30 protein-coding genes and 5 tRNA genes are annotated in these 26,027 nt (G+C 71.1%); 7 read left to right on the top strand and 28 right to left on the bottom strand.

Features of this window, described 5'->3' with window-relative positions; genetic code table 11:
- Window positions 1–110 precede the first annotated feature (110 nt).
- Window positions 111–695 (bottom strand): flavodoxin family protein, encoded by a 585-nt coding sequence (locus OO54_RS19450; RefSeq protein WP_033204756.1) that lies wholly within the window; start codon window positions 693–695, stop codon window positions 111–113.
- Window positions 696–817: 122 nt separating this feature from the next.
- Here OO54_RS19450 and OO54_RS19445 point away from each other — a divergent pair, with 122 nt between their 5' ends.
- On the top strand, window positions 818–1,204 hold the full coding sequence (locus OO54_RS19445; RefSeq protein WP_017235952.1) for a winged helix-turn-helix transcriptional regulator: 387 nt from the start codon (window positions 818–820) through the stop codon (window positions 1,202–1,204).
- A gap of 13 nt (window positions 1,205–1,217) precedes the next feature.
- Here OO54_RS19445 and mutM read toward each other — a convergent pair whose 3' ends face one another.
- The 9 genes from mutM to OO54_RS19400 all read right to left on the bottom strand — a co-directional run bounded on the left by mutM (window position 1,218) and on the right by OO54_RS19400 (window position 10,180).
- Entirely contained in the window at window positions 1,218–2,075 is an 858-nt protein-coding gene (gene mutM, locus OO54_RS19440; RefSeq protein ID WP_033204754.1) for a bifunctional DNA-formamidopyrimidine glycosylase/DNA-(apurinic or apyrimidinic site) lyase, read from the bottom strand.
- Window positions 2,076–2,189: 114 nt separating this feature from the next.
- Complete coding sequence (gene rnc, locus OO54_RS19435; protein WP_033204752.1) at window positions 2,190–2,984, bottom strand: ribonuclease III; 795 nt, start codon at window positions 2,982–2,984, stop codon at window positions 2,190–2,192.
- A 19-nt stretch (window positions 2,985–3,003) separates the two neighbouring features.
- Window positions 3,004–3,177 (bottom strand): 50S ribosomal protein L32, encoded by a 174-nt coding sequence (gene rpmF, locus OO54_RS19430; RefSeq protein WP_015036448.1) that lies wholly within the window; start codon window positions 3,175–3,177, stop codon window positions 3,004–3,006.
- A gap of 2 nt (window positions 3,178–3,179) precedes the next feature.
- The gene (locus OO54_RS19425) at window positions 3,180–3,905 is read right to left on the bottom strand and encodes a YceD family protein (protein ID WP_234439328.1); all 726 of its coding nucleotides are present in this window, start codon (window positions 3,903–3,905) and stop codon (window positions 3,180–3,182) included.
- Between the two features lie 64 nt (window positions 3,906–3,969).
- Window positions 3,970–5,034, bottom strand: coding sequence for a F0F1 ATP synthase subunit B (locus tag OO54_RS19420; RefSeq protein ID WP_033204750.1), 1,065 nt, complete (start codon window positions 5,032–5,034; stop codon window positions 3,970–3,972).
- Window positions 5,035–5,144: 110 nt separating this feature from the next.
- On the bottom strand, window positions 5,145–5,624 hold the full coding sequence (gene coaD / locus OO54_RS19415; RefSeq protein WP_193384147.1) for a pantetheine-phosphate adenylyltransferase: 480 nt from the start codon (window positions 5,622–5,624) through the stop codon (window positions 5,145–5,147).
- 26 nt (window positions 5,625–5,650) lie between these two features.
- Window positions 5,651–6,232: a 16S rRNA (guanine(966)-N(2))-methyltransferase RsmD gene (gene rsmD, locus OO54_RS19410; protein WP_017235958.1), complete on the bottom strand. Its 582-nt coding sequence runs from the start codon at window positions 6,230–6,232 to the stop codon at window positions 5,651–5,653.
- A gap of 67 nt (window positions 6,233–6,299) precedes the next feature.
- The gene (gene recG, locus OO54_RS19405) at window positions 6,300–8,501 is read right to left on the bottom strand and encodes an ATP-dependent DNA helicase RecG (RefSeq protein WP_033204748.1); all 2,202 of its coding nucleotides are present in this window, start codon (window positions 8,499–8,501) and stop codon (window positions 6,300–6,302) included.
- Window positions 8,502–8,560: 59 nt separating this feature from the next.
- A complete protein-coding gene (locus tag OO54_RS19400; RefSeq protein WP_033204746.1) occupies window positions 8,561–10,180 on the bottom strand; it encodes a DAK2 domain-containing protein in 1,620 nt (539 codons plus the stop codon).
- A gap of 236 nt (window positions 10,181–10,416) precedes the next feature.
- On the opposite strand from OO54_RS19400, the gene rpmB reads away from it, so the two are divergent.
- Window positions 10,417–10,602: a 50S ribosomal protein L28 gene (gene rpmB, locus OO54_RS19395; protein WP_003957616.1), complete on the top strand. Its 186-nt coding sequence runs from the start codon at window positions 10,417–10,419 to the stop codon at window positions 10,600–10,602.
- Window positions 10,603–10,738: 136 nt separating this feature from the next.
- On the opposite strand, the gene thiD is transcribed toward rpmB, so the two are convergent.
- Together thiD and OO54_RS19385 are read right to left on the bottom strand one after the other, a co-directional pair.
- Entirely contained in the window at window positions 10,739–11,539 is an 801-nt protein-coding gene (gene thiD / locus OO54_RS19390; RefSeq protein ID WP_033204743.1) for a bifunctional hydroxymethylpyrimidine kinase/phosphomethylpyrimidine kinase, read from the bottom strand.
- On the bottom strand, window positions 11,536–12,498 hold the full coding sequence (locus tag OO54_RS19385) for a thiamine-phosphate kinase (RefSeq protein ID WP_017235962.1): 963 nt from the start codon (window positions 12,496–12,498) through the stop codon (window positions 11,536–11,538). The genes thiD and OO54_RS19385 overlap by 4 nt, the downstream gene beginning before the upstream one ends.
- 233 nt (window positions 12,499–12,731) lie before the next feature.
- Here OO54_RS19385 and OO54_RS19380 point away from each other — a divergent pair, with 233 nt between their 5' ends.
- Window positions 12,732–12,965 (top strand): Lrp/AsnC family transcriptional regulator, encoded by a 234-nt coding sequence (locus OO54_RS19380; protein WP_017235963.1) that lies wholly within the window; start codon window positions 12,732–12,734, stop codon window positions 12,963–12,965.
- Between the two features lie 23 nt (window positions 12,966–12,988).
- The gene (locus tag OO54_RS19375; protein WP_051787041.1) at window positions 12,989–13,480 is read left to right on the top strand and encodes a DUF3515 domain-containing protein; all 492 of its coding nucleotides are present in this window, start codon (window positions 12,989–12,991) and stop codon (window positions 13,478–13,480) included.
- A gap of 30 nt (window positions 13,481–13,510) precedes the next feature.
- Here OO54_RS19375 and OO54_RS19370 read toward each other — a convergent pair whose 3' ends face one another.
- The 3 genes from OO54_RS19370 to OO54_RS19360 all read right to left on the bottom strand — a co-directional run bounded on the left by OO54_RS19370 (window position 13,511) and on the right by OO54_RS19360 (window position 16,498).
- Entirely contained in the window at window positions 13,511–14,650 is a 1,140-nt protein-coding gene (locus OO54_RS19370; protein ID WP_017235965.1) for a D-alanine--D-alanine ligase family protein, read from the bottom strand.
- Window positions 14,651–14,747: 97 nt separating this feature from the next.
- On the bottom strand, window positions 14,748–15,749 hold the full coding sequence (locus OO54_RS19365; protein ID WP_033204741.1) for an NAD(P)H-dependent glycerol-3-phosphate dehydrogenase: 1,002 nt from the start codon (window positions 15,747–15,749) through the stop codon (window positions 14,748–14,750).
- Window positions 15,746–16,498, bottom strand: a complete 753-nt coding sequence (locus tag OO54_RS19360; protein ID WP_033204740.1) for a lysophospholipid acyltransferase family protein — start codon at window positions 16,496–16,498, stop codon at window positions 15,746–15,748. Before OO54_RS19360 ends, OO54_RS19365 begins: the two co-directional genes overlap by 4 nt.
- 127 nt (window positions 16,499–16,625) lie before the next feature.
- Here OO54_RS19360 and cofC point away from each other — a divergent pair, with 127 nt between their 5' ends.
- Both cofC and OO54_RS19350 read left to right on the top strand, forming a co-directional pair.
- On the top strand, window positions 16,626–17,273 hold the full coding sequence (gene cofC / locus OO54_RS19355; protein ID WP_033204738.1) for a 2-phospho-L-lactate guanylyltransferase: 648 nt from the start codon (window positions 16,626–16,628) through the stop codon (window positions 17,271–17,273).
- Between the two features lie 10 nt (window positions 17,274–17,283).
- On the top strand, window positions 17,284–17,493 hold the full coding sequence (locus tag OO54_RS19350; protein ID WP_017235969.1) for a hypothetical protein: 210 nt from the start codon (window positions 17,284–17,286) through the stop codon (window positions 17,491–17,493).
- 92 nt (window positions 17,494–17,585) lie between these two features.
- Here the strand turns inward: OO54_RS19350 and OO54_RS19345 are convergent, their stop codons facing one another.
- From OO54_RS19345 to leuC, 4 genes are all read right to left on the bottom strand, one after another.
- Window positions 17,586–18,290 carry an HU family DNA-binding protein gene (locus tag OO54_RS19345; protein ID WP_033204736.1) on the bottom strand — a complete coding sequence of 235 codons (705 nt, stop codon included), beginning with the start codon at window positions 18,288–18,290 and terminating at the stop codon, window positions 17,586–17,588.
- Window positions 18,291–18,433: 143 nt separating this feature from the next.
- A complete protein-coding gene (locus OO54_RS19340) occupies window positions 18,434–18,661 on the bottom strand; it encodes an SCO5555 family protein (RefSeq protein ID WP_015036430.1) in 228 nt (75 codons plus the stop codon).
- A 104-nt stretch (window positions 18,662–18,765) separates the two neighbouring features.
- The gene (gene leuD, locus OO54_RS19335) at window positions 18,766–19,359 is read right to left on the bottom strand and encodes a 3-isopropylmalate dehydratase small subunit (protein WP_033204734.1); all 594 of its coding nucleotides are present in this window, start codon (window positions 19,357–19,359) and stop codon (window positions 18,766–18,768) included.
- Window positions 19,360–19,365: 6 nt separating this feature from the next.
- The gene (gene leuC / locus OO54_RS19330) at window positions 19,366–20,790 is read right to left on the bottom strand and encodes a 3-isopropylmalate dehydratase large subunit (protein WP_033204732.1); all 1,425 of its coding nucleotides are present in this window, start codon (window positions 20,788–20,790) and stop codon (window positions 19,366–19,368) included.
- 140 nt (window positions 20,791–20,930) lie between these two features.
- Here leuC and ndgR point away from each other — a divergent pair, with 140 nt between their 5' ends.
- Complete coding sequence (gene ndgR, locus OO54_RS19325; RefSeq protein ID WP_017235973.1) at window positions 20,931–21,647, top strand: IclR family transcriptional regulator NdgR; 717 nt, start codon at window positions 20,931–20,933, stop codon at window positions 21,645–21,647.
- 146 nt (window positions 21,648–21,793) lie between these two features.
- On the opposite strand, the gene OO54_RS19320 is transcribed toward ndgR, so the two are convergent.
- The 9 genes from OO54_RS19320 to OO54_RS19280 all read right to left on the bottom strand — a co-directional run bounded on the left by OO54_RS19320 (window position 21,794) and on the right by OO54_RS19280 (window position 25,779).
- Window positions 21,794–21,866, bottom strand: a tRNA-Glu gene (locus OO54_RS19320).
- A gap of 40 nt (window positions 21,867–21,906) precedes the next feature.
- Window positions 21,907–21,978 (bottom strand) — tRNA-Gln (locus OO54_RS19315).
- Between the two features lie 14 nt (window positions 21,979–21,992).
- Window positions 21,993–22,065: transfer RNA gene (locus OO54_RS19310), tRNA-Glu, on the bottom strand.
- Window positions 22,066–22,149: 84 nt separating this feature from the next.
- A tRNA-Glu gene (locus OO54_RS19305) sits at window positions 22,150–22,222 on the bottom strand.
- Window positions 22,223–22,264: 42 nt separating this feature from the next.
- A tRNA-Gln gene (locus OO54_RS19300) sits at window positions 22,265–22,336 on the bottom strand.
- A gap of 94 nt (window positions 22,337–22,430) precedes the next feature.
- The gene (locus OO54_RS19295) at window positions 22,431–23,150 is read right to left on the bottom strand and encodes an HAD family hydrolase (protein ID WP_033204730.1); all 720 of its coding nucleotides are present in this window, start codon (window positions 23,148–23,150) and stop codon (window positions 22,431–22,433) included.
- Window positions 23,151–23,202: 52 nt separating this feature from the next.
- On the bottom strand, window positions 23,203–24,678 hold the full coding sequence (gene gltX, locus OO54_RS19290; protein ID WP_033204728.1) for a glutamate--tRNA ligase: 1,476 nt from the start codon (window positions 24,676–24,678) through the stop codon (window positions 23,203–23,205).
- Window positions 24,671–25,456 carry a fumarylacetoacetate hydrolase family protein gene (locus OO54_RS19285; RefSeq protein WP_017235976.1) on the bottom strand — a complete coding sequence of 262 codons (786 nt, stop codon included), beginning with the start codon at window positions 25,454–25,456 and terminating at the stop codon, window positions 24,671–24,673. Before OO54_RS19285 ends, gltX begins: the two co-directional genes overlap by 8 nt.
- Window positions 25,457–25,575: 119 nt before the next feature.
- A complete protein-coding gene (locus OO54_RS19280) occupies window positions 25,576–25,779 on the bottom strand; it encodes a hypothetical protein (protein ID WP_017235977.1) in 204 nt (67 codons plus the stop codon).
- Window positions 25,780–26,027: the final 248 nt, after the last annotated feature.

Genomic DNA, 26,027 nt, shown 5'->3' with positions numbered 1-26,027 from the left:
CGCGGAACGCGAACGAGAGGGTCCCGTCACTCTGTGAGTGACGGGACCCTCTCGCGTACGGGTCTCGCACGGGCGGGCGATGCCGTGTGCGGCGCCGGGGCGTGGGGTGGTCAGGCGGCGGCCTTGCCGGCGGCGAAGGTGCGGGCGGTGAGGGCGACGCGGCGGCCGAGGTGTTCGGCGGTGGCGACGTCGGCCTTGTGGACGCCCTCGGGGCCGAGGTCGGTGTGGGTCTGGGCGCCGGCGCCGGCGAAGAAGCCGAGGCGGTTGAGGTCGTTCTCGGAGGCCTCGCTGCTGTTCCAGCCGGGCTTCAGGCCGAGGTTGACCCAGGTCATGCCGTGCTGGCCGGCGAGGGTCTGGAAGAACTGCAGGGTGTGCAGCTTGTCGCCGCTCTTGGAGCCGGAGTTGGTGAAGCCGGCGGCGAGCTTGTCCAGCCAGGCGTCGGTGAACCAGCGCTTGGAGGTGGCCTCGGCGAACTGGTGGAAGGCGCCGGAGGCGGTGCCCATGTAGGTCGGGGAGCCGAAGACGATCGCGTCGGAGGCGTCCAGGAGCTCCCACTCGGCGTCGCTGATCCCGTCGACGGCGATCAGGTGGACGGTGGCGCCCGCGTCGGCGGCACCGGCGCGGACGGCCTCGGCGAGGACGGCGGTGTGGCCGTAGCCGGAGTGGTAGGCGATGGAGACGACGGGGGTGGTCACAAGGGGCTCCTCGAAGGGGTCGCAGGGGAACGTCCAGAAGTAGAGCACTAACTTTTGGAAAGCGCAAGCCTCTGGAAAGCGCACTCCTGGCAGTAAGCGCTGCGCGGGAGTACGGTGGGCCCATGACCGATGACCTCGCCTACGACGTGTTCGCGCGTGCCTGCCCCTCGCGCGGCACGCTGGAGCACGTGACGGGCCGCTGGGGCAGCCTGACCCTGGGCGCCCTGTACGACGGGACGTTCCGCTTCAACGAGCTGCGGCGCCGGGTCGACGGCGTGAGCGAGAAGATGCTGTCGCAGACCCTGCACGCCCTGGAGCGCGACGGTCTCGTCCACCGCGACGCGCAGCCCACGAACCCGCCCCGGGTCGACTACCGGCTCACGCCGCTCGGCCGCGAGATCGCGGAGCGGCTGATCGGCCTGATCCAGCTGGTGGAGGGGCGGATGCCCCAGGTCGAGGCGGCGCGGGAGAGTTACGACGCGGAGCGCGCGGCCCCCGTGACGGGCTGACCGCCCGGCCGGCTCAGGCCGCCCGCGGCGGGCGCTGGCAGCGCGGGCAGAAGTAGCTGGACCGGTTCATCCAGGCCCGGCGGCGCATCGGCGTCCCGCAGCGGCGGCAGGGCTCGTCCTCACGCCCGTAGGCGTCGAGCGAGCGGTCGAAGTAGCCGGACTCGCCGTTGACGTTCACGTACAGGCTGTCGAAGCTGGTGCCGCCGACCGCGAGCGCCGCGTTCATCACGTCCCGGACGTGCCCGAGGAGCTCGGCCGAGCGCGGCCGGGTCAGGGTCGCCGTGGGCCGGTCGTAGTGCAGCCGGGACCGCCAGAGGGCCTCGTCGGCGTAGATGTTGCCGACGCCGCTGATCAGCGACTGGTCGAGGAGCGCCCGCTTGACGGTCGTACGGCGCTGCCGCAGCGCGGCCTGGAAGGCGGCGTCGTCGAACTCGGGGTCCAGCGGGTCACGGGCGATGTGCCCGATGACGTCGGGCAGCCCGTCGGGCGTCTGGTCGTGGAGCGAGAGCCCGCCGAAGGTGCGCTGGTCGACGAAGCGGAGCTCGGTGCCGGCCGCGTCGTCGAAGCGGAGGCGGATGCGCAGGTGCTTCTCGTCCGGGGCGTCCTCCGGCTGGACGAGGAGCTGGCCGCTCATGCCGAGGTGTCCGAGCACGGAGGTGCCGGTGTCGGCGAGCGGCAGCCAGAGGTACTTGCCGCGCCGCCGCGCCACCTCGAACCGCTGCCCCTTCAGCCGGGCCGCGAAGTCCTCGCCGCCCGCCGGATGGCGCCGTACGGCCCTCGGGTGCAGCACCTCGACCTCGGTCACGGTCCGTCCGGCGACCCAGCGCTCCAGACCGCGCCGTACGACCTCGACCTCGGGCAGCTCGGGCACGGGGACTCCTCCGGACGTCGTCGACAGCGCTTCAACCCTACCGGCGTGACGGTGCCGGAAAGACGAGAACCCCGCCCTGGGGCGGGGTTCTCGGGAAGCGGTGGGTGCGGGCCGTCAGGCCGACGCCCCGTGTGCGGTCGGAGAGGGGTCGGCGACCTCTCCCGCGCCCGCCTCGGCAGCGGCCTTGGCCGCCGCCGCGCGTTCGTCCGCGGCCGCGCGAATCTCGCGCCACGCGGACTCGGCGGCCTGCTGTTCCGCTTCCTTCTTGCTGCGGCCGGTGCCGGTGCCGTACGAGACACCACCGACGCGGGCGGCAGCCGTGAAGACCTTCTCGTGGTCCGGGCCCTCTTCGGAGACGAGGTACTCCGGCACGCCCAGGCCCTCGGCCGCGGTGAGCTCCTGGAGACTGGTCTTCCAGTCCAGGCCGGCACCGAGGTTCGAGGACTTCTCGATCAGCGGGTCGAAGAGCCGGTGCACCAGCTCGGACGCCACGTCGAGGCCCTGGTCGAGATAGACCGCACCGATCACCGCTTCGAGGGTGTCGGCGAGGATGGATGCCTTGTCCCGGCCGCCCGTGCCCTCTTCGCCCCGGCCGAGCCGGATGAAGGAGCCGAGTTCCAGGCCGCGACTGACCTCCGCCAGCGCACGAGAGTTGACCACCGCGGCCCGCAGTTTGGCCAGCTGGCCTTCCGGCAGATCGGGGTGGGTGCGGTACAGCGTGTCGGTGACCACCAGACCGAGCACCGAGTCCCCGAGGAACTCGAGACGCTCGTTGGTGGGCAGACCGCCGTTCTCGTACGCGTACGAGCGGTGCGTCAGCGCACGCACCAGAAGGGCGGACTCGAGCCGATAGCCGAGCCGCCCTTCCAGAAGCGTGTGGGACGAGGCTGCGCTGATGTTCTCAGACATCGTGCCTCTCACCAGCCACTCAGACCGAGAGGACCTGGCGCTTGTTGTAGGTGCCGCAGCTCGGGCACGCGATGTGCTGCAGCTTCGGCTCCTGGCAACGCTCACACGAAACCAGGGTGGGGACCGCAGCCTTCCACTGCGACCGGCGGTGGCGCGTGTTGCTGCGCGACATCTTCCGCTTCGGAACAGCCACGGCTACTTCTCCTGCTTCTCGGCGGCGCTTCGGACGTCCCCGTCAGAGGCTTTGCCGCTCATGTTGTCCTTCTCATCGGTTCCCAGCGAACCGGCGAGTCCCTGCAGTGCCGCCCAACGGATGTCGACGGCGTCATGGTGGTGGTCCGGGTTCTCGTTCAGGTCGGCCCCGCATTCGGAGCACAGACCCGCACAGTCCTCCCGGCACACCGGCTGCATCGGCAGTGCGAGCACCACCGCATCACGCAGCACGGGTTCGAGGTCGAACATGCCGTCCTCGAGGGGGATCATGTCCTCGTCTTCCTCGGCTTCGTCGTCCGCGGCCGCCTTGGAGCGGCCCCGGTCGTCGGAGTCGGGGTACGAGAACATCTCCTGGAAGTCCACGTCGAGATCGAGCTCGACGGGCTCCAGACACCTTACGCACTCCCCCTCGGCCGATGCACGGGCGGTGCCTGTGACGAGCACCCCTTCCATGACCGACTCAAGACGGAGATCGATTTCCACCGGAGAGCCCTCGGGCACCCCGATCACTCCTTCGACGCCGAGGGCCGCGGGGGCCTCGACCGAACGCGAGATCCGCTGGAGGGCACCAGGACGCCGCCCCAGCTCGTGTGTGTCGAACACGAGGGGGTTGCGGTGGTCGAGGCGCGTGCTCAGGGTTCTTCCTGCTTTCGGATCGTTCTCAACGTGAGGAGGCTGCCAGAAGCGGGCAGCAAGGATCGCGGACATACGCGCGACCGAAGAGCCAGGATACTGGACGCTTCGCTCAGGGCCCAATCCGGGCCCCGTGCCCCTACTGTCCCTGTTCGTACTGCCCCTGCTCGTAGCGGCGCAGCTGCTCCAGGTCGATCATGCTCGTGTCGAAGAAGCTGGTCTCGTCGAGCGCGGCGGCCTGCTGCGGCTGGTGGGCCTGCTGGACCCGGGGGTCGTACTGCTGCTGTTCGTAGCCGTACTGCCCCTGGTAGGCGTACGGGTCCTGCTGCTGGTACGCGTACGGGTCGGCCTGCTGGTGCTGCTGCTGGTAGGCGTACGCGGGGTCCTGCTGCGGCTGCTGGTACCCGTAGGGGTCCGGCTGCTGCTGGGCGGGGATCTGCGCGGAGGGCTGGGTCTGGGCCTGGGCCGGCTCGGGGTCGGCGAGCTCCGCGAGGCCCGCCAGGTAGTCGGCGTCGCTGGTGTGCACCGCGGCACCGAGGCCGTCCTGGGCCGCCATGTGCTCGCCGAGGTCGTCGGTGGCGATCCGGCCGTGCAGCTTCTGCCGGCCCCGGCCGACCGCCTCCAGGGTCTTGCTGAGCACCGCCTCGAAGGCGCCGAGCTTGGCGTCCACGTACTCGTCGGCCCGCCGGATCAGGGTCTGCGGGTCCGAGCTGTACTCCGGGGCGTCCGGGTCCGCGTAGCCGTCCTGGTCGAGGCCGGGGCCCCGGCCGAGGAGCTTCTCGCGGCCGCGGTCGACGGAGCCGATCGTCTTGTTGAGGACGACCTCGAAGTTGGCGAGCTTGGAGTCGACGTAGTCGTCGGCCTCGGCGCGGACCTCCTCGGCCTCGCGGTGGGCCTCGGCGAGGATCCGGTCGGCCTCCTCCTGCGACTGCCGGGCGACCTGGGTGTCGGAGACGATCGAGCCCCGCTCGGCGTGGGCGGCCTCGATGATCCGGTCGGCCTCCTGGCGGGCCTGCTCGACCACCTGCTCGCGGCCGCCGATCAGCTCCTGGGCCTGGGCGAGGGAGCCGGGCAGGGCCTCCCGCACCTCTTCGAGCAGGGCGAGCAGCTCGGCTCGGTTGACCACGCAGGATGCCGACATGGGCATGGAGCGGGCGCCCTGCACGGTCGCGACGATCTGGTCGAGCTTCTTCTGCACGTCCACCGGGTGCTCGCCACTCTCTACAGCTGGATGGAGACGGACGGGACGACTTTAAGGGCAGTCGGCTCCCGTCCGACACCAGGTGACGGAGCGTCAGCGGCGGTGGCCGCGCGTCACTTCTGCGCGAGCCGCTCGGTGAGCCGGGGAAGGACGGTCGGCGGGACCAGATGGGAGACGTCGCCGCCCCAGGCCGCCACTTCCTTGACCAGCGAGGAGGAGAGGAAGCTGTAGGTCGGGTTGGTGGGGACGAACAGCGTCTCCACGCCCGTGAGGCCGTTGTTCATCTGCGCCATCTGCAGCTCGTAGTCGAAGTCGCTGACCGCGCGCAGGCCCTTGACGATGGCGGGGATGTCGCGCTGCTTGCAGAAGTCGACGAGGAGGCCGTGGAAGGACTCCACCTCGACGTTGCCGAAGTCCGCGGTGACCTCGCGGATCAGCTCGATCCGCTCGTCGACCGTGAACAGGCCCTTCTTCGACTGATTGATCATCACCGCGACGTGCACGACGTCGTACAGCTTGGAGGCGCGGGCGATGATGTCGAGGTGTCCGTTGGTGATGGGGTCGAATGACCCCGGACAGACGGCGCGGCGCAACTTGGGTCCCTCGCTCTCCGGTCCGGTCATCGTGCGTCTTCGCACGTAGAGGCGGCGCGACCGTACCAAAACGTTCCCTCGCCGTAACGACGGGACCGCAGGGGTTCGAAACCGGCCGGCCAGCCGAATTCACCGCCTCGAGTGCTGCGCTCCACGGTGACGAGGGCATCCTCGCTCAGCCAGCCCCCCGAGCGCAGTGTGAGGAGAATCTCGCGGAGATCGGCGTCCCCGACGGCGTACGGCGGGTCGAGGAAGACCAGGTCGTACGGGTCGGCCGGGGCCGGTCCCGTCACGATCTGCTCCGCCTTGCCGGTGCGGAGTTCGGCGCCGGGCAGGCCGAGCGAGGCGATGTTCTCGCGGACGGTCCTGGCGGCGCGGGGCTCGGCCTCGACGAGGAGGGCGTGGGAGGCGCCGCGGGAGAGCGCTTCGAGGCCGACGGCGCCGGAGCCCGCGTACAGGTCGGCGACCCGGGCCCCGGCGAGGCCGTGGAACGCCTCCCAGGTGGAGAAGAGGCCCTCGCGCGCCCGGTCGGAGGTGGGGCGGGTGCCGTTGCCTGGCGGCACGGCCAGGCGGCGCCCGCCGGCCGTGCCGGCGATCACGCGGGTCATCGGTGTCCTCGTCCTGCGTCGTCCAGTGCGTACGTCTCAGGATATGACCGCCGTCGGCGGGTCGTGGTCAGCCCTTCTCCAGGTACTCCTCCCGCTCCTCGCTGAGCAGGGCGTCGAGCGCGGTGCGCAGACCCGGGTGGCCGGTGAGGTCCGGGTCGGCGAGGACGAGGGCGGTGGCCTCCTCGCGGGCGGCGGTGATGACCTCCTCGTCGTCGATGACGGTGAGCACCCGCAGCGAGGAGCGGACGCCGGACTGGGCCTGTCCGAGGACGTCGCCCTCGCGCCGCTGTTCGAGGTCGATGCGGGAGAGCTCGAAGCCGTCGAGGGTGGCCGCGACGGCGGCCAGACGCTGTCGGGCGGGGCTCGCCTCGGGCATCTCGCTGACGAGGAGGCAGAGGCCGGGTGCGGAGCCTCGGCCCACGCGGCCGCGGAGCTGGTGGAGCTGGGAGACGCCGAAGCGGTCGGCGTCCATGATCACCATGGCGGTGGCGTTGGGGACGTTGACGCCGACCTCGATGACGGTGGTCGCGACGAGGACGTCGAGCTCGCCGGCGGCGAAGCGGCGCATCACGTCGTCCTTGTCGTCGGGGTGCATGCGGCCGTGCAGGACGGCGATCCGCAGTCCGGCGAGGGGGCCGGCGCCGAGCTGCTCGGCGACGTCGAGGACGGCGAGCGGCGGGCGCTTCTCGGCCTCGTCCTCGGCGGAGGCCCTGGCCTTCTTCTTCTGGTCCTCCTCGTCGCCGATGCGGGGGCACACCACGTACGCCTGGTGGCCGTTCCCCACCTCCTCGCGGACCCGTTCCCAGGCGCGCGCGAGGAAGTGCGGCTTGTCGGCGGCGGGGACGACGTGGCTGGCGATCGGCGAACGGCCGGCGGGCAGCTGGTCGAGGACGGAGGTCTCCAGGTCGCCGAAGACGGTCATGGCGACGGTGCGCGGGATGGGCGTGGCGGTCATCACGAGCAGGTGGGGCGGCTGCTTCCCCTTGCCCCGGAGGGCGTCGCGCTGCTCGACGCCGAAGCGGTGCTGCTCGTCGACGACGACCAGACCCAGGTCGTGGAACTGCACCTTGTCCTCGATCAGGGCATGGGTGCCGATGACGATCCCGGCCTCGCCGGTGACCAGGTCGAGCAGGGCATGGCGGCGGGCGGCGGCGCCCATGGAGCCGGTGAGCAGGACGACCTTGGTGGCGCGCTCGGCGCCGCCGAGCATCCCTCCCTCGGCCAGCTCGCCCATCATCTCGGTGACGGAGCGGTGGTGCTGCTGGGCGAGGACCTCGGTGGGTGCGAGCATCGCGGCCTGTCCCCCGGCGTCGACGACGGCGAGCATGGCGCGCAGGGCCACCATCGTCTTCCCCGAACCGACCTCTCCCTGGAGCAGGCGGTGCATGGGGTGGTCGGTGGCGAGGTCGTCGAAGATCTCCGCGGAGACCTTCGACTGGCCGTCGGTGAGGGTGAAGGGGAGCTTGGCGTCGAAGGCGTCGAGGATGCCGTCGGGGGTGGGGCGGCGGGGGACGGCGGGGAGCTGGGTGTCGGCGTGCCGGCGGCGGGCGAGGGCGACCTGGAGGACGAAGGCCTCGTCCCACTTGAGGCGTTCGCGGGCGTCGGCGATGTCGGCCTTGGTGCGGGGCCGGTGGATCCTCCGCAGGGCGTCGGGCAGGTCGGTGAGGCCGCGACCCTCGCGCAGGGCGGGCGGGAGGGGGTCGACGGCGTCCCCGGCGCTGGGCAGGACCGCGTCGACGGCCTTGGCGATCTTCCAGGACTCCAGCTTGGTGGTGGCCGGGTAGATCGGGATGAGGGCTCCGGCCCAGGTGCCCACGCTGTCGGCGGACTCGTCGCCGTCGCCGCGGAGGAGTTCGTACGCGGGGTGGGCGAGCTGGAGGCGGCGGTTGAAGAGCGACACCCTGCCGGAGAACATCGCGCGGGTGCCGGGCAGCAGGTCCTTGTGCGGCTTGTGGACGCCCTTGCCGAAGAAGACCAGCTGCAGGCGGCCGCTGCCGTCGGTGATGGTCACTTCGAGGCGCTGGCCGCGCCCCTTGGCGCCGTTGAAGGTGAGCACGCGGGCGTCGGCGACCTGGGCGACCACCGTGACGTGCTCGTCGAGCGGCAGGTCGGCGAGGGTGGTCAGCTCCCCGCGCTCGGCGTACCGGCGGGGGTAGTGGTGGAGGAGGTCGCCGACCGTGTGCAGGTCGAGTGCCTCGGCCATGACCTTGGCGGTGGCGGGGCCGAGTGACTTCTTGAGTGGTTCGTCGAGCGCGGGCACGCGTTCCATTCCACACCAAGGGACCGACAGTCGGCGCGAAGGCTGTGGACGACCGCCCGGAACGGGGCCTATTCCACCCCGATGAGCAGCGGCGGCGCCCCCGCGCCCGCGTGGTACGTGGTGGTGTCGACCGCCAGGTAGCCGCGGCGGACGTGCCGTTCCAGGTCGGGGGCGAGGTCGGGCGGGGTGTCGTCGGCGACGACGAGGGTGACGAGTTCGCCGCCCGCCGAGAGCATGCGGTCCAGGACGGTGCGGGCGGTCTCGGCGAGGTCCGTGCCGATGACGGCGACGTCGCCCTCGATGAGGCCGAGGACGTCGCCGGCCTGGCAGACGCCGGCCGAGGTGAAGGACTGGCGTTCGGCGACGGCGAGTTCGGCGTAGCGGGTGGCTCCGGCGGCGGCGGTCATGGCGACGACGTCCTCGTCGAAGCGCCGGTCGGGTTCGTGGACGGCGAGGGCCGCGATGCCCTGGACGGCGGCGCGGGTCGGGATGAGGGCGACGCGGATGCCCTCGGCCCTGGCGCGTTCGGCGACGGCCGCGGCGGTCTGCCGCAGGTCGGTGTCGTTGGGGAGGAGGACGACCTCGCGCGCGTGGGCCCGCCTGATGGCGTCGAGGAGCTCGTCGCCGGCGGGCTGTTCGCCGGGGCGGGTCCGGACGGTGGTGGCGCCGGCCTCGGCGCAGAGTCCGGCGAGGCCTTCGCCGGGGACGACGGCGACGACGGCGCGCTGGGCGCGTTCGCCGCGTCCGGTGGCGGCCGCGGAGTCGGCCGCGAAGTGGGTGATGCGGATGCGGTGCGGCCGGCCGGCCTCGATGCCCGCCTCGACGGCGGCTCCGGCGTCGTCGACGTGCACGTGGACGTTCCAGAGTCCGTCGCCGCCGACGACGACCAGGGACTCCCCGAGGGCGTCGAGCCGCCCGCGGAGCAGTTCCACGGCGGTGTCGTCGGCTTCCAGGAGGTAGATCACCTCGTAGGCGGGCCCGCCGTCGGTGGCGCACTCCTCGTGCGGTTCGGGTGCGGCGGGGCGGCGGGGCGCCGTCGCCGGGTCGGGCGGGGTCTGCCCGGTCACGGTCTGGAGGAGGGCGCCGAGGACCGTCACGAGGCCCTGTCCGCCCGCGTCCACGACTCCGGCGCGTTCGAGGACGTCCAGTTGCCCCGAGGTGGCCGCCAGGGCGGTCCTGGCCCCCTCGTAGGCGTTCCTGGCCACGTCCACGAGGGTGCCGCCCGTGGCGCAGGCGCCGGCGGCGGCGGTCGCGACGGTGAGGATGGTGCCTTCCACGGGGTGGGCGACGGCCCGGCGGGCCGAGGTCGCGGCCTCGGCGAGGGCGCGGGCGAGGTGATCGCCGTCACATCCGTCGGCGAGGACGCCGGCCATGCCGCGCAGGAGCTGGGAGAGGATGGTCCCGGAGTTCCCGCGGGCGCCGAGCAGGGCGCCGTGGGCCATGGCCCGTACGGTCTCGGCGGTGTCGGGCGCGGAGGCGGCGAAGACCTCTTCGACGGCCTGGTGGGCGGCTTCCGCCGTCAGGTACAGGTTGGTGCCGGTGTCCCCGTCGGCGACCGGGTAGACGTTGATCGCGTCGATGTCCTCGCGCTCCCGGCCGAGGGCGTCCAGCGTCCGCGCGCACCAGGTCCGGAGCGCCTCCGCGTCGAGCTCGACGAGCTCCTCGAAAGGCTGAAGGGCTCGCGACAACGGGGGTCCTCCTTCTGCGGTGAGCTCACCGCAGGGTAGACCCGGGGTGTCCGGGTCGTGACCTGGGCCCGGGGCGAGGTCGGCGGAGACCATGGTAGTTTCGTTCCACCGAGGCAGGCGTTGTATGCTGCTTCGGTTGCCCGGTCCACACCGGGCCGTTCCCCGGCAAGCCACTTCAGACTCCTGATTCCGGTGCGCCGGATTTCACCGTAATTCTGAAGTCTTTGGAGTGACCCGTGGCTGCCAACTGCGACGTCTGCGGCAAGGGGCCGGGCTTCGGCAACAACATTTCGCACTCGCACCGCCGTACGTCCCGTCGCTGGAACCCGAACATCCAGCGCGTGCGTGCCGTGGTCGGTCGGACGCCGAAGCGGCTCAACGTCTGCACCTCGTGCATCAAGGCCGGCAAGGTCTCGCGCTAATTGCGACGTTCTGTCGTAGCGCAGCCCCTGCGGTTGCCTTGAAAGGCCGGTTCACCTAGGTGAACCGGCCTTTTGCCATGCCCGGAGAACCCTGCCCGCCGCCGGGGCCCGTCCGGCGGATCAGGGCCGGACGGGCCTAATCGCGGAAGCGCCAGCCGTGGTCGACCGGGCCGATGCCCTCGCCCAGGGCGAATCCGGCGGCGATGGCCCCCGTCACGTACTCCTTGGCCCCCCGTACCGCCTCCGGTACGGGCAGGCCCTTGGCGAGCCCCGAGGCGACGGCCGAGGCCAGGGTGCAGCCCGTGCCGTGGGTGTGCCGGTTGTCGTGGCGCGGGGCGCGCAGCCAGTGCTCCTCGGAGCCGTCCGTGAGCAGGTCGACGGCGTCCCCGCCGGAGGGCAGGTGCCCGCCCTTGATGAGGGCCCAGCGCGGCCCGTACGACAGGACGGCCCCGGCGGCCGCCCTCATGTCGCCCTCGTCCACGACGTGCACGCCTGTGAGCTGTGCCACCTCGTCCAGGTTGGGGGTGGCGACGGTCGCGCGGGGCAGCAGCTTCGTACGGACGGAGTCGAGGGCGGCCTCGGCGAGGAGGGAGTCTCCGTGCTTGGAGACCCCGACCGGGTCGACGACGACGGGGGCGCCGGTGTCCGCGAGCAGTTCGGCGACGGTCTCCACGAGCGCGGCGGAGGCCAGCATGCCGGTCTTCACGGCCTGGACGCCGATGTCGTCGACCACGGCCCGGTACTGGGCGCGTACGGCGTCCACGGGCAGCTCCCAGACGCCCTGGACGCCCCGCGAGTTCTGGGCGGTGACGGCGGTGAGCACGCTCATGCCGTGGACGCCCAGGGCGAGCATCGTCTTCAGGTCGGCCTGGATGCCGGCGCCGCCGCCGGAGTCGGATCCGGCGACGGTCAGCACGAGGGGAGGCCCGGAGGTCACTCCGTCTCCCCGAAGTGGTCCCAGCCGCCCACGCTGTGCCAGGGCGCCCCGTCGACGGTGACCTGCGGCAGCGCCGAGGGGTTGAGGACCTCGCCGATGACCTTCCAGCGGGCGGGGAGCTTCACGTCGGGCGGGAAGGTGGCCACGATGGCGTGGTCCTCTCCCCCGGTGAGCACCCACTGCATGGGGTCGACGCCGACGGCCTGGCCGATGTCGTTCATCTGGGTGGGGATGTCGATGAGTCCGGAGCGCAGGTCGATGCGGACCTTGCTGGCCTCGGCGATGTGGCCGAGGTCGGCGATGAGGCCGTCGCTGACGTCGCACATGGCGGTGGCGCCGAGCCCGGCGGCCGCGGGGCCCGCGTGGTACGGCGGCTCGGGCCTGCGGTGGGCCTCGACGAAGGCGCGCGGGGACCGGAAGCCGCGGGACAGGACCGCGTATCCGGCGGCGGACCAGCCGAGCCAGCCGGTGTAGGCGACGACGTCGCCGGGCTGGGCGCCGCCCCGGGTGACCGGGTCGTGGTTGCGCAGATCGCCGAGGGCGGTGATGGAGACCATGATCGTGTCGCCGCGGACGACGTCGCCGCCGACCACCGCCGCGCCCGCGACCTGACATTCATCGCGGAGTCCGTCCATGAGTTCGGTGGCCCAGGTGACGGGGAGTTCGGCGGGTACGACGAGGCCGAGGAGGAGCGCCGTGGGGACCGCGCCCATGGCCGCGATGTCGGCGAGGTTCTGCGCGGCGGCCTTGCGGCCGACGTCGTACGCCGTCGACCAGTCGCGGCGGAAGTGACGTCCTTCGAGGAGGATGTCCGTGCTGGCCACCACCCGCCGGTCGGGGGCGGAGACGACCGCTGCGTCGTCACCGGGCCCGATCCGCACCGCGGGGGTGGAGGTGAGCCGGGACGTGAGCTCCCTGATGAGCCCGAACTCGCCCAGCTCTCCGACTGTGCCCTTCACCGCGTCTCACCTCGTGTCTTCGTGCCGGCCGGCGGGCGGGGGCGCGTCTGGGCGCGCCGCGGGTCGCGGGCCGTCACCGTGCTGGGTACCGTCAAGTAGACCGTCAACTTCTGTGCTGCGTACGCCACACCCCGGGTGCCCCGGGACGCGCGGGTCTCCCCGCGGCCCGCGGCGACGCGGTACCGTGGCGTCCCTTTCTCCCACAAGATCCTCGTGGTCGCCCTGGAGGTTCCGTGGTTCAGGCGTACATCCTCATCCAGACCGAGGTGGGCAAGGCGTCGACCGTCGCCGACACCATCTCCAAGATCCCGGGGGTGCTCCAGGCGGAAGACGTGACCGGTCCGTACGACGTCATCGTCCGCGCACAGGCGGACACGGTGGACGAGCTCGGCCGCATGGTGGTCGCCAAGGTCCAGCAAGTGGAAGGCATCACGCGCACGCTCACCTGCCCGGTCGTTCATCTGTAGCCCCCGTCTACCCTTGGCCGGTGATGTCTGCCCACCGGCCTTTCGGCCTGCCCGCCGCCGTGTCGGCCGCTGTCCTGCTGCTGGCCGTCGCCGGCTGCTCCTCGACGGGCGCCGCGGCGTCCGTCGAGGTTCCCAGCCCCCCGGTGGAGGAGGCCGCCTTCTGCCAGGCTTTGGCGAAGGAGCTTCCCGACACCGTGGCGGGGCTGGAACGGAGTGATCCGGAGCCCGGCTCCGAGCTGACCGCCGGGTGGGGTGACGGTGCGATCGTACTGCGCTGCGGGGTCCCCCGGCCCGAAAAGATGAGCGATCCGAAGGCGCAGGGCGTCTCCGTGAACGGCGTGCGCTGGATGCTGGAGCCCACGGACGGCGGCCCCCGCCTCACCACCGTGTACCGGAAGACCTACGTCGAGGTCGGCCTCGACGAGCGGTACGCGCACGACATCGGGCCGCTCGTGGATCTCGCCGCCCCCGTGGCGAGGACCGTCCCCTGCGGCCTGGACCCGGAGTGCGGCTAGCCGCACTCCGGACCGGGTGTTCCGCCGTGCCTAGCGCAGGCCGGTGGAGCGGTTCAGCGCCGCCTGGATGAGGCGGTCGACGAGCTCCGGGTAGCCGACGCCGCTCTCCTGCCACATGCGCGGGTACATGGAGATCGGCGTGAAGCCCGGCATGGTGTTGATCTCGTTGATGACGAACTCGCCGTCCTCGGTGAGGAAGAAGTCGGCGCGGACCAGGCCCTCGCAGGAGACGGCCTCGTAGGCCGCGACGGCCAGGCGCTGGACCTCGGCGGTGGCCTCGTCCCCGATCGGGGCGGGCACGATGCCGGAGGCCGAGTCGATGTACTTGGCCTCGAAGTCGTAGAAGTCGTGGTTCGTGACGGGCGGGATCTCGGCCGGCACGCTGGCGCGCGGGCCGTCCTCGAACTCCAGGACGCCGCACTCGATCTCGCGGCCGCGCAGCAGCGACTCGACGAGGATCTTGGGGTCGTGGCGGCGGGCCTCCTCGATGGCCTCGTCCAGGCCGGAGAGGTCGTCGACCTTGGTGATGCCCATGGACGAGCCGCCGCGGGCCGGCTTCACGAAGAGCGGCCAGCCGTGCTCGGCGGCGAACTCGACGATCTTCTTGCGGGCGGCGGCGGGGCTCTGCTCCCACTCGCGCGGCCGGATGACCTCGTACGGGCCGACCGGGAGGCCGAAGGAGACGAAGACCCGCTTCATGTACTCCTTGTCCTGGCCGACGGCGGAGGCGAGGACGCCCGCGCCGACGTAGGGGACCCCGGAGAGCTCCAGGAGGCCCTGGAGGGTGCCGTCCTCGCCGTAGGGGCCGTGGAGCATGGGGAAGACCACGTCGACCTCGCCGAGGGCCTTCGGCACGGCGCCGGGCTCGGTGAGGACGACCTCGCGGTTGGCGGGGTCGACGGAGAGGACGACGCCGCCCTCCTCGGACTCGGCCAGGTCGGCGACGTTCGGCAGGGCGCGGTCGGCGATGGCCATGCGCTCGGGGGCGTCGGCGGTGAGCGCCCAGCGCCCGTCCGTCGTGATGCCGATGGGCAGCACGTCGTACTTGTCCCGGTCGATGGCGCTCAGGACGGCGCCCGCCGTGACGACGGAGATGGCGTGCTCGGAGCTGCGTCCGCCGAAGACGACGGCCACGCGCGGCTTGCGGGGGCTCTGGGTGTTCTCGCTCATATCGCGATGAGCGTACCCTGCGACTCCCGAACTCCTGAGCGCCCCGCTGCCGCCTCGCGCGTACGGCGCAGCGGGGGCGACACCGGCCCGGTGGGGTTCAGCGGCGCTCGGGCTTGGCCGAGCGCGACATGAGCTCCTTGAGCGCGACGATCGGCGGCTTGCCGTCGTGGACGATCGAGACGACGGTCTCGGTGATCGGCATGTCGACGCCGTGGCGGCGGCCCAGATCGAGCACGGACTCGCAGGACTTGACGCCCTCGGCGGTCTGCTTGGTGGCCGCGATGGTCTCCTGGAGGGTCATCCCGCGGCCGAGGTTGGTGCCGAAGGTGTTGTTCCGGGAGAGCGGCGACGAGCAGGTGGCGACCAGGTCGCCGAGGCCGGCGAGGCCGGAGAAGGTGAGCGGGTCGGCGCCCATGGCGAGGCCGAGGCGGGTGGTCTCGGCGAGGCCGCGGGTGATGAGCGTGGCCTTGGAGTTGTCGCCGAGGCCCATGCCGTTGGCGATGCCGACGGCGAGGCCGATGACGTTCTTCACGGCGCCGCCGAGCTCGCAGCCCACCACGTCGGTGTTGGTGTACGGGCGGAAGTACGGGGTCATGCAGGCGGTCTGGAGGCGCTGGGCGACGGTCTCGTCGACGCAGGCGACGACGGCGGCGGCGGGCTGCCGGGCGGCGATCTCCTTGGCCAGGTTGGGGCCGGTGAGGACGGCCACGCGCTCGGCGGGCACGTCGGCGACCTCGGTGATGACCTCGCTCATGCGCTTCGCGGTGCCGAGTTCGACGCCCTTCATGAGGGAGACGAGGACGGTGTCCGGGGCGAGCAGCGGCTTCCAGGCGGCGAGGTTGCCGCGCAGGGTCTGGGAGGGGACGACGAGGACGGTGAAGTCGGCGCCGTGGGCGGCCTCGGCCGGGTCCGCGGTGGCCGTGATCGTCCCCGGGAGTTCGACGCCCGGCAGGTAGTCGGGGTTGGTCCGGGTGGCGTTGATCTCCTTGGCGAGTTCGGCGCGGCGGCCCCAGAGGCTCACCTCGCATCCCGCGTCGGCGAGCACCATGGCGAAGGCGGTGCCCCAGGATCCGTTGCCGAAGACGGCTGCCTTGGTCACTTGGTGCGCTCCTCGGCGGCCTTGCGCCGCTGTTCCAGGCGGGCCTTGCGGTGGTCGTACGGTTCGGCGGGCGCCTTCTCGCCGCGGACCTCCTCCAGGAGGGCGGTGATGGCGGCCATGATGGTCTCGGTGGCCTCGCGGAGTACCTCGGGCGTCGGCTCCAGGCCGTGGAAGCGGGAGAGGTCGACGGGCGGACCGGCCTGCACGATCAGCGTCTTGCGGGGGAACAGGCTGAGCTTGTTCTCCTTGGCGTACGGCGGCATCGCGAGGTTGGCTCCCCACTGGGCCACCGGGATCACGGGGGCCTGGGTGAGCAGGGCGACGCGGGCGGCGCCGGTCTTGCCCGCCATGGGCCACATGTCGGGGTCGCGGGTGAGGGTGCCCTCGGGGTAGAAGGCGACGCACTCGCCGCGCTCGATGGCGTCGACGGCGGCGCGGAAGGCGTCCAGCGCGTTGGTGGTCTCGCGGTAGACCGGGATCTGCCCGGTGCCGCGCAGCATCATGCCGACGAAGGGGGCCTTGAAGAGGCCCGCCTTGGCCAGGAGGCGCGGGACACGGCCGGTGTTGTACTGGTAATGCGCGTACGACAGCGGGTCCAGGTAGGAGTTGTGGTTGACCGCGGTGATGAATCCGCCGTCGGCCGGGATGTGCTCCATGCCGCGCCAGTCCCGCTTGAACAGAACCACCAGGGGGGGTTTGGCGATGACCGCCGCGAGGCGGTACCAGAAGCCGATTCTGCGGCGGGGCACTCGGACACCTTTCTCCGGGACTGGCTGGCAGGGGGTCAAGTGTCGCCCCGTGCTCCTGGTCTGTCGAGTGACACCGTACGCCCCGGGGCCCCCGGCGGACCGCGTGGGCGGGACAGAATGGGCTCCGATGAACACGGATACGGACGACGACTGGTCGCTGGTCGTACCCCTGAAGCCCCTTGCCCTGGCGAAGAGCAGACTGGCAGCGGCGGCGGGAGCCCGGTTACGCCCCCGGCTCGCGCTGGCGTTCGCCGAGGACACCGTGGACGCGGTGCTGAACTGCGCGCGCGTACGGGATGTGGTGGTCGTCACGGACGATCCCGCGGCCGGTGCGGCGCTGGCGGCGCTGGGCGCGCGGGTCGTGCCGGACCTTCCGGCGGAGGGGCTCAACGCGGCGCTCGCGCACGGGGTCCGTGCGGTACGGGCGGGGCGGCCGCACGCGCGGGTGGCCGCGCTCAACGCGGACCTGCCGGCGCTGCGGCCCGCGGAGCTGACCCGGGTCCTGGACGCGGCCCTGAATTTTCCGAGGGCATTTCTCGCGGATGCCGCCGAAATAGGTACGACATTCCTCTCGGCGGGTCCGGGGGTGGAATTGGAACCGGCATTCGGGGGCGCGTCGAGGCTGCGGCATTTGTCGTCGGGAGCGGTGGAAATCCGGCTCGCAGGGGTGGATTCCGTACGCCGGGACGTGGACACCGGGGCCGATCTGGAGGAGGCCAGGGCGCTGGGGCTCGGCCCGCGGACGGCCGCCCGGTGGCTGCCGGTGGCCGGATAGGCTGCGGACCATGCAGGCGACCGCGTTCACGTACGACCCCGAGACCCGCAGCGGCAGTGTGCTGCTCGACGACGGCACCCCCGTGGAGTTCGGGGCGGCGGCCTTCGAGGCGGGCGGGCTGCTGCTGCTGCGGCCGGGCCAGCGGGTGCGGATCGAGACGGAGCCCGGCACCTCGGGTGCGGGCTCGCGGATCACGCTGGTGACCCTGCAGACCTTCTGACCGGCCTTTCGCGCGTCCCGGAGACGCGCCGACGCGCCGCGGGCCGGGCTCCCTGAGGAGAGCCCGGCCCGGCAGATGTGTACCGCACGTCCTTACTTCTTGGCGGCGGCCTTCTTGGCGGTCGTCTTGCGCGCCGTCGTCTTCTTGGCGGGCGCCTTCGTCGCCGTGGCCTTCTTGGCCGCCGGCGCGGTCTTCTTCGCCGCGGCCTTGGTGACCTTCTTGGCGGCGGCCGTGGTGGCCTTCTTGGCGGGGGTCGCCTTCTTCGCGGCGGCCGTGGTGGCGGTCTTCTTCGCCGGCGTCGCCTTCTTCGCGGCGGCCGTGGTGGTCTTCTTCGCCGGCGTCGCCTTCTTCGCGGCGGCCGTCGTCGTGGTCTTCTTCGCCGGCATCGCCTTCTTCGCGGCGGCCTTCTTGGCGGTGGTGGCCTTCTTCGCGGCGGCCTTCTTCACCGTCGCGGAGGCGCCACCGGTGAGGCTGCCCTTGGGGGCCTTCTTGACGGAGACCTCGCCTCCCTTGGGGAGCTTCTTCGAGCCGCTGACCAGGTCCTTGAAGCCCTGACCTGCACGGAAGCGCGGGACCGAGGTCTTCTTGACCCGCACGCGCTCACCCGTCTGGGGGTTGCGGGCGTAGCGGGCCGGACGGTCGACCTTCTCGAACGAGCCGAAGCCCGTGACCGAGACCCGGTCGCCGGCGACCACGGCACGCACGATGGCGTCGAGCACGTGGTCGACGGCTTCGGCGGCCTGCTGGCGACCGCCCATCTTGTCGGCAATCACTTCTACGAGCTGCGCCTTGTTCACGTCTTCCCCTTCGGAGACATTGCCAGAACGAAAGTGTTCAAGCTTTTTCGCACGTTAGGCATGTATATACCGCAAATCAAACACGAAACGGGCTAATCACCCTAGTGCCGCAACGTGGAACAGCCGCTGCGGAGTTCCTGGTGTCAGTCGTCCTCTGGGAATCGGCCCTCGTCGAGGTCCTTCATCAACCGGTCCAGACGCGTTGCCGCGTCCTTGAGATCGTGCTTCGCCGCGGCCGTCACGACCAGCAGCTTCCGGGACAGCGCCATCCTTACGCCCTCCGGGACTTGCAGTGAGCGCACCCTTGTGTGCGCTTCCTTCAATCGGGCGGCGACTGCCTCGTAGAGCTCGAGTTGGCTGTCGCGTTCCATGCACCGATTGTGCCATCTAGGGCGAGTTGTCGCCCGACAGGGTCCCAACAAGCGACTGCGCCCCCCACCTTGAGGTGGGGGGCGCAGTCTTGGAAAAGCGCTGCTCAGACCGTAATTGTACGGGGCTTGTAGGACGGCCTGGCCGCCTCGTAGGCCGCGATGTCGGCTTCGTTCTGAAGGGTGAGGCTGATGTCGTCGAGGCCGTTCAGCAGACGCCAGCGGGCGTTCTCGTCGAGCTCGAAGTCGGCGTCGATCCCGGCGGCGAGGACCTTGCGGCGCTCCAGGTCGACGGTGATCTCGGCGGTCGGGTCGGCCTCGGTCAGCTCCCAGAGCGCGTCCACCGTCTCCTGCGGCAGGACGACGGTCAGCAGGCCGTTCTTCAGCGAGTTGCCGCGGAAGATGTCGGCGAAGCGGGAGGAGACGACCGCCTGGAAGCCGTAGTTCTGGAGCGCCCAGACGGCGTGCTCGCGGGACGAGCCGGTGCCGAAGTCGGGGCCGGCGACCAGGACCGTCGCGCCCTGGCGCTCGGGGCGGTTGAGGACGAACTCGGAGTCCTTGCGCCAGGCCTCGAAGAGGCCGTCCTCGAAGCCGTCGCGGGTGACCTTCTTCAGCCAGTGCGCCGGGATGATCTGGTCGGTGTCGACGTTGCTGCGGCGCAGCGGGACGGCCCGGCCGGTGTGCGTGGTGAAAGCTTCCATGGTTCCTCAGACCCCCGCGGTGGTGGCGACGTCGGACAGATCGGCCGGGGAGGCCAGGTGGCCCAGGACGGCGGTGGCGGCGGCGACCTGGGGAGAGACCAGGTGGGTCCGGCCGCCCTTGCCCTGCCGGCCCTCGAAGTTGCGGTTGGAGGTGGACGCGGAGCGCTCACCGGGCGCCAGTTGGTCGGGGTTCATGCCCAGGCACATCGAGCAGCCCGCGTGCCGCCATTCGGCGCCGGCCTCCTTGAAGACCTTGTCCAGGCCCTCCTCGACGGCCTGCAGGGCGACCCGGACCGAGCCGGGGACGACCAGCATGCGGACGCCGTCGGCGACCTGGCGGCCCTCCAGCAGCGAGGCCGCGTTGCGCAGGTCCTCGATGCGGCCGTTGGTGCAGGAGCCTACGAAGACGGTGTCGACCTTGATGTCGCGCAGCGGCTGTCCGGCGGTCAACCCCATGTACTCCAGGGCCTTTTCGGCGGCCAGGCGCTCCGAAGCGTCCTCGTACGAAGCCGGGTCGGGGACGTTCGCCGAAAGCGGCGCGCCCTGGCCCGGGTTGGTGCCCCAGGTGACGAACGGCGCCAGGGAGGCGGCGTCGATGACGACCTCGGCGTCGAAGACCGCGTCCTCGTCGGACTTCAGGGTCTTCCAGTACGCGACGGCGGCGTCCCAGTCCTCGCCCTCGGGGGCGTGGGCGCGGCCCTCCAGGTAGGCGAAGGTGGTCTCGTCGGGGGCGATCATGCCCGCGCGGGCGCCGGCCTCGATCGACATGTTGCAGATGGTCATCCGGGCCTCCATCGAGAGCTTCTCGATGGCGGAGCCGCGGTACTCCAGGATGTAGCCCTGGCCGCCGCCGGTGCCGATCTTGGCGATGATCGCCAGGATCAGGTCCTTGGCGGTGACGTCCTCGGGCAGTTCGCCGTCGACCGTGATGGCCATGGTCTTCGGACGGGCCAGCGGCAGCGTCTGGGTGGCGAGCACGTGCTCCACCTGGCTGGTGCCGATGCCGAAGGCCAGCGCGCCGAAGGCGCCGTGCGTGGAGGTGTGCGAGTCGCCGCAGACGACGGTGGTGCCGGGCTGGGTCAGGCCCAGCTGCGGCCCCACGACGTGGACGACGCCCTGCTCGACGTCGCCCAGCGGGTGCAGCCGGACGCCGAACTCGGCACAGTTCTTCCGGAGGGTCTCCAGCTGCGCGCGGGAGACCGGGTCGGCGATCGGCTTGTCGATGTCGAGGGTCGGAGTGTTGTGGTCCTCGGTGGCGATGGTGAGGTCGAGGCGCCGCACCTGCCGGCCGTTCTGGCGCAGGCCGTCGAAGGCCTGGGGGCTGGTCACCTCGTGCAGCAGGTGCAGATCGATGAAGAGGAGGTCGGGCTCGCCCTCGGCGCGCCGGACGACATGGTCGTCCCAGACCTTCTCCGCGAGTGTCCTACCCATCGCTTTCCCTCCGGCCGACGTCTACGCCGGCACAACTAGAGACCCGTTTCGCGGGCCGTTGTGCGGCCGCATCACCAGAGTGCCAAGGTCCTCGGAAAATTGAACTTGCGTTTCACAGAGTGAGACGCGAATATCGTTGCATGGACAACTCTAGCGGCGTAGGCGTTCTCGACAAGGCAGCCCTTGTCCTGAGCGCCCTGGAGTCCGGTCCGGCCACCCTCGCAGGACTGGTCGCGGCGACGGGACTCGCACGACCCACGGCACACCGACTGGCCGTGGCATTGGAGCACCACCGGATGGTGGCGCGTGACATGCAGGGCCGGTTCATCCTCGGACCGCGCCTCTCGGAGCTCGCGGCCGCGGCCGGCGAGGACCGCCTGCTCGCGACCGCCGGCCCCGTGCTGACGCATCTGCGCGACGTCACCGGCGAAAGCGCCCAGCTCTACCGCCGGCAGGGTGACATGCGCATCTGCGTGGCGGCGGCCGAGCGGCTCTCGGGCCTGCGGGACACCGTGCCGGTCGGCTCGACGCTGACCATGAAGGCCGGCTCCTCGGCGCAGATCCTGATGGCCTGGGAGGAGCCCGAGCGGCTGCACCGCGGCCTCCAGGGCGCCCGCTTCACCGCGACGGCCCTGTCGGGCGTACGGCGCCGCGGCTGGGCCCAGTCGATCGGCGAGCGGGAGCCGGGCGTCGCGTCCGTCTCCGCGCCCGTACGGGGCCCCTCGAACCGCGTGGTGGCCGCCGTGTCGGTCTCGGGTCCCATCGAGCGCCTGACGCGCCACCCGGGCCGTATGCACGCCCAGGCGGTCATCGACGCCGCCGCCCGTCTCTCCGAGGCGCTCCGCCGCAACGGCTGACCTGCTCCGTCCCTCTGTTCGTCCCGGCCCACCGCTTCAACGCCGCAGCGGTGGGCCGGAGTTGTGTCCGCGTGCGGTCGGGGTTCCGCGTACGGCACCGAACAGCGAAGAAGCCCTCCCCCGAAGGGAAGGGCTTCCTCGATTTGTACCCCCGACCGGATTCGAACCGGCGCTACCGCCTTGAGAGGGCGGCGTGCTAGGCCGCTACACAACGGGGGCCTCGCGGATCAGATCCGCTGTTGCAGATGAGCTCTGCGAGCTGGCCTACCTGGACTCGAACCAAGACTAACGGAACCAGAAACCGTCGTGCTGCCAATTACACCATAGGCCATGGTGGTTGCACCGTACCCCCGACCGGATTCGAACCGGCGCTACCGCCTTGAGAGGGCGGCGTGCTAGGCCGCTACACAACGGGGGCCCTAGCGATCCCACCCGGCATGCGCCGGGTGATGTCACCGCGAATGCACCGGGAGCTACCCAGGTGATCCGCAGGATGGATCTGTACCCCCGACCGGATTCGAACCGGCGCTACCGCCTTGAGAGGGCGGCGTGCTAGGCCGCTACACAACGGGGGCTTTGTGGATGCCATCCACAGGTTGCAGATAAAGCTCTGCGAGCTGGCCTACCTGGACTCGAACCAAGACTAACGGAACCAGAAACCGTCGTGCTGCCAATTACACCATAGGCCACCGTGACAACGTCCCCCACCAGGGAGGATCTTGCTCGGCTTGCGCTTTCCGGGTTCTTGCCTTTCGGCTTGTTCCCCTCGGCGCAGAAAGAACATTACCCGAAGGTGGACGGTGCTCCAAAACGGGTATGCCCGCCCAGCAGGCCGGGGAGCTGATGGAGGCCCGTGATCCGGTTCAGCTCGGGGCGGCCGCCGGTGCCCGCGCGGTCCAGCCAGATGCCCAGGAGCCCCGCCTCCACGGCACCGCGCGCGTCGATGTCCGGCTGGTCCCCGACGTACGCCACCTGGTGCGGGGGCAGGTCAAGGGCGGCGCAGGCGGCGTGGAAGGCCTCCGGGGCCGGCTTGGCGACACCGAGCTCGGCGGCGCACAGGACGGCCTCGAAACGGTCGCGCACGCCCAGGACCCGGAGCTTGCGCTCCTGGTTGTGGATGCTGGCGTTCGACAGGATCCCGTGACGGTAGTCACGGGCCAGCAGGTCGAGCACGGGCACCGCGTCGGGGAAGAGCTCCCAGGCGGCCTCGTACCGCGCCACGTACCGCTCGAACCAGTCGTCGGCCTCGGCGGCGGTCAGCGGCTGCCCCAGGAAGTCCCGGACGCGCTCCCTGCGCTGGTCCTGGAAGTCGACCCCGCCGGCCTCGAAGCGGCGCCAGTGGAGCGCGGTCAGCTCCCGCCAACGACGGAGGGCCTGGTCGACGGAGTCGTATCCGTCCACCAGGCCCTCGGCCGTCAGGTGCTCGCTCATGCCGACGCGGTCGGCGCGGGCGTAGTCGAAGATCGTGTCGTCGACGTCCCAGAGGACCGCGCGGATGGTCATGGAACGACCGTAGCGCGCGGCCCCTACGCCCGGGCCCCGACGGCGGAATCCCTTACGCGGCGAGCTTCGCCAGCGCCGCGTCGATGCGGGTCAGGGTCCGCTCCTTGCCCAGGATCTCCAGGGACTCGAAGAGGGGCAGGCCGACCGTGCGGCCGGTGACCGCGACGCGGACCGGGGCCTGGGCCTTGCCGAGCTTGAGGCCGTGGGCCTCGCCGGCGGTCAGGACCGCGTTCTTCAGCGACTCGGGGTCGCTCCAGTCGGCGTCCACGAGCTTCTCGCGGGCCGTGGTGAGCAGCGCGGCCGGCTCGCCCTTCATCGCCTTGTCCCACGAGGGCTGGTCGAAGACCGGCTCCGGGAGGAAGAGGAAGTCGACGTTGGCCGTGATGTCCGAAAGGACGGTGATGCGGGTCTGGGCGTGCGGCGCGATGGCCTCCCAGGCGGCGCGGTCGAAGTCCTCGGGCGCCCAGTCGGCGTGCGGGGCCCGCAGCCAGGGCTCGCAGGCCTCGGTGAAGGCCTTCACGTCCAGCATGCGGATGTGGTCGCCGTTGATCGACTCGGCCTTCTTGAGGTCGAAGCGCGCCGGGTTGGCGTTCACGTCGGCGATGTCGAACTTCGCGACCATGTCCTCGATCGAGAAGACGTCCTGGTCGGCGGAGAACGACCAGCCGAGGAGCGACAGGTAGTTCAGGAGGCCCTCGGGGAGGAAGCCGCGCTCCCGGTAGAGGTTGAGGGAGGCCTGCGGGTCGCGCTTGGAGAGCTTCTTGTTGCCCTCGCCCATGACGTACGGCAGGTGGCCGAACTGCGGGATCTCCTTGGCGACGCCCAGCTCGATCAGCGCCTTGTAGAGCGCGATCTGGCGCGGGGTGGAGGAGAGCAGGTCCTCGCCGCGCAGGACGTGGGTGATCTCCATCAGGGCGTCGTCGACCGGGTTCACCAGGGTGTACAGCGGGGCGCCGTTGGCGCGGACGATGCCGTAGTCGGTGACGTTCTCCGGCTGGACGGTGATCTCGCCGCGGACCAGGTCGGTGAAGGTGGTCGCCTCGTCCGGCATCCGGAAGCGGACGATGTGGCTGCGGCCCTCGGCCTCGTAGGCCTGCTTCTGCTCGTCGGTGAGGTCGCGGCAGTGGCCGTCGTAGCCGGAGGCGCGGCCGGCGGCGCGGGCGGCCTCGCGGCGCTCGTCGAGCTCCTCGGCGGTGCAGTAGCAGGGGTACGCGTAGCCGCCGGCGAGCAGCTTGTCGGCGACGTCCTTGTAGATGTCCATCCGCTGCGACTGGCGGTACGGCGCGTGCGGGCCGCCGATCTCGGGGCCCTCGTCCCAGGTGAATCCGAGCCAGCGCATCGAGTCGAGCAGCTGCTGGTACGACTCCTCCGAGTCGCGCGCGGCGTCGGTGTCCTCGATGCGGAAGACGAACGTGCCCTCGTTGTGCCGGGCGAAGGCCCAGTTGAAGAGGGCGGTGCGGACCAGGCCCACGTGGGGGTTGCCGGTCGGCGAGGGACAGAAACGGACGCGGATGTTCGCGTTAGCCACGCTTGATCACCTTATTGGTGAGAGTGCCGATGCCTTCGATGGTGACGGCGACCTCGTCGCCGACGTTGAGGGGGCCGACCCCGGCGGGGGTGCCGGTGAGGATGACGTCGCCGGGGAGCAGCGTCATGGCCTCGGTGATGTGGACGACCAGGTCCTCGATGGAGCGGATCATGTCGCTCGTACGACCCAGCTGGCGCTGTTCGCCGTTGACCGTGGCCTGGATGGCCAGGTCGCTCGGGTCGAGGTCGGTCTCCACCCAGGGGCCCAGGGGGCAGGAGGTGTCGAAGCCCTTGGCGCGGGCCCACTGCTTCTCGCGCTGCTGGGCGTCGCGGGCGGTGACGTCGTTGGCGCAGGTGTAGCCGAAGACGACGTCCTTCACGCGCTCGCGGGGCACCTCACGGCACATGCGGCCGATGACCACGGCCAGTTCGGCCTCGTGGTGCAGCTCGTTGGAGAAGGAGGGGTACTCGATGGCGTCGCCGGAGCCGATCACCGAGGTGGTGGGCTTGAAGAAGGCGACGGGGACGTCGGGGACCTCGTTGCCGAGTTCGGCGGCGTGCTCGGCGTAGTTGCGGCCGATGGCCACGACCTTGTTGGGGAGCACGGGCGGCAGGAGCCGTACCTTGCTCAGCGGGACCTTGGTGCCGCTGAGCTCGAAGTCGGTGTACGGGATGCCCTTGATGATGTCGAGGACGAGGCCGCCGGACTCGACGGTTCCCTCGCCCTCGACGGCGCCGAAGGCCACATTGCCGTCGATGGAGAATCTGGCGATGCGCACGAGTGCTGTCGCCCCTCACTTGGTACTGGCTGGAGTCTGACGCTCCAGGCTAACGCGGCGCGGGGGCGGCCGACCGGCGATATCACCGGGGCGGATGAGGCGGGCGGGGGCCGGTCGGGTCAGCGGGAGGCGCTGGCGTACGGCTGCGGCTCGTAGGGGGCCGGGGCCTGCATCAGGACGGTGCGGCGCGGGTTGGCCGTGTTGCCCGGCAGTTCCGCCGCGTACTCCGGCTGGGCGCCCCGGCCGAGCTGTGCGGCGTCCGCGAGGTGGGCGAGGGTGGAGCGGCGCGGGTTGGCCGTGGTGCGGAGCGTCGTCGTGTTCATCGCGGTGATCAGCCCTTGTTCCGGGACGGGCGCCCGTGCGGGCGCGAAGGGGTGTAAAGCGTCAGGCTAAACATGCGATTCCCTTCGAATGCATGGCTGAGACATCGATTCGCGTGTGAGTTTGCTCACCCGTTGACGCACATTCCAGGCATTACGGACTGTTGCCGGTCACTACGGAAAGGGACATTCCGCCACTGAATGCTCTATTCCGCTCCTGATCATGCCGACTGGGACACACGAACACCGCA

This window comes from Streptomyces wedmorensis (genome assembly GCF_000716445.1).
Classification (GTDB): Bacteria; Actinomycetota; Actinomycetes; order Streptomycetales; family Streptomycetaceae; genus Streptomyces; species Streptomyces wedmorensis.
Note: the sequence above shows the minus strand (reverse complement) of the source record. Positions and strands in the feature narration are given on the sequence as shown.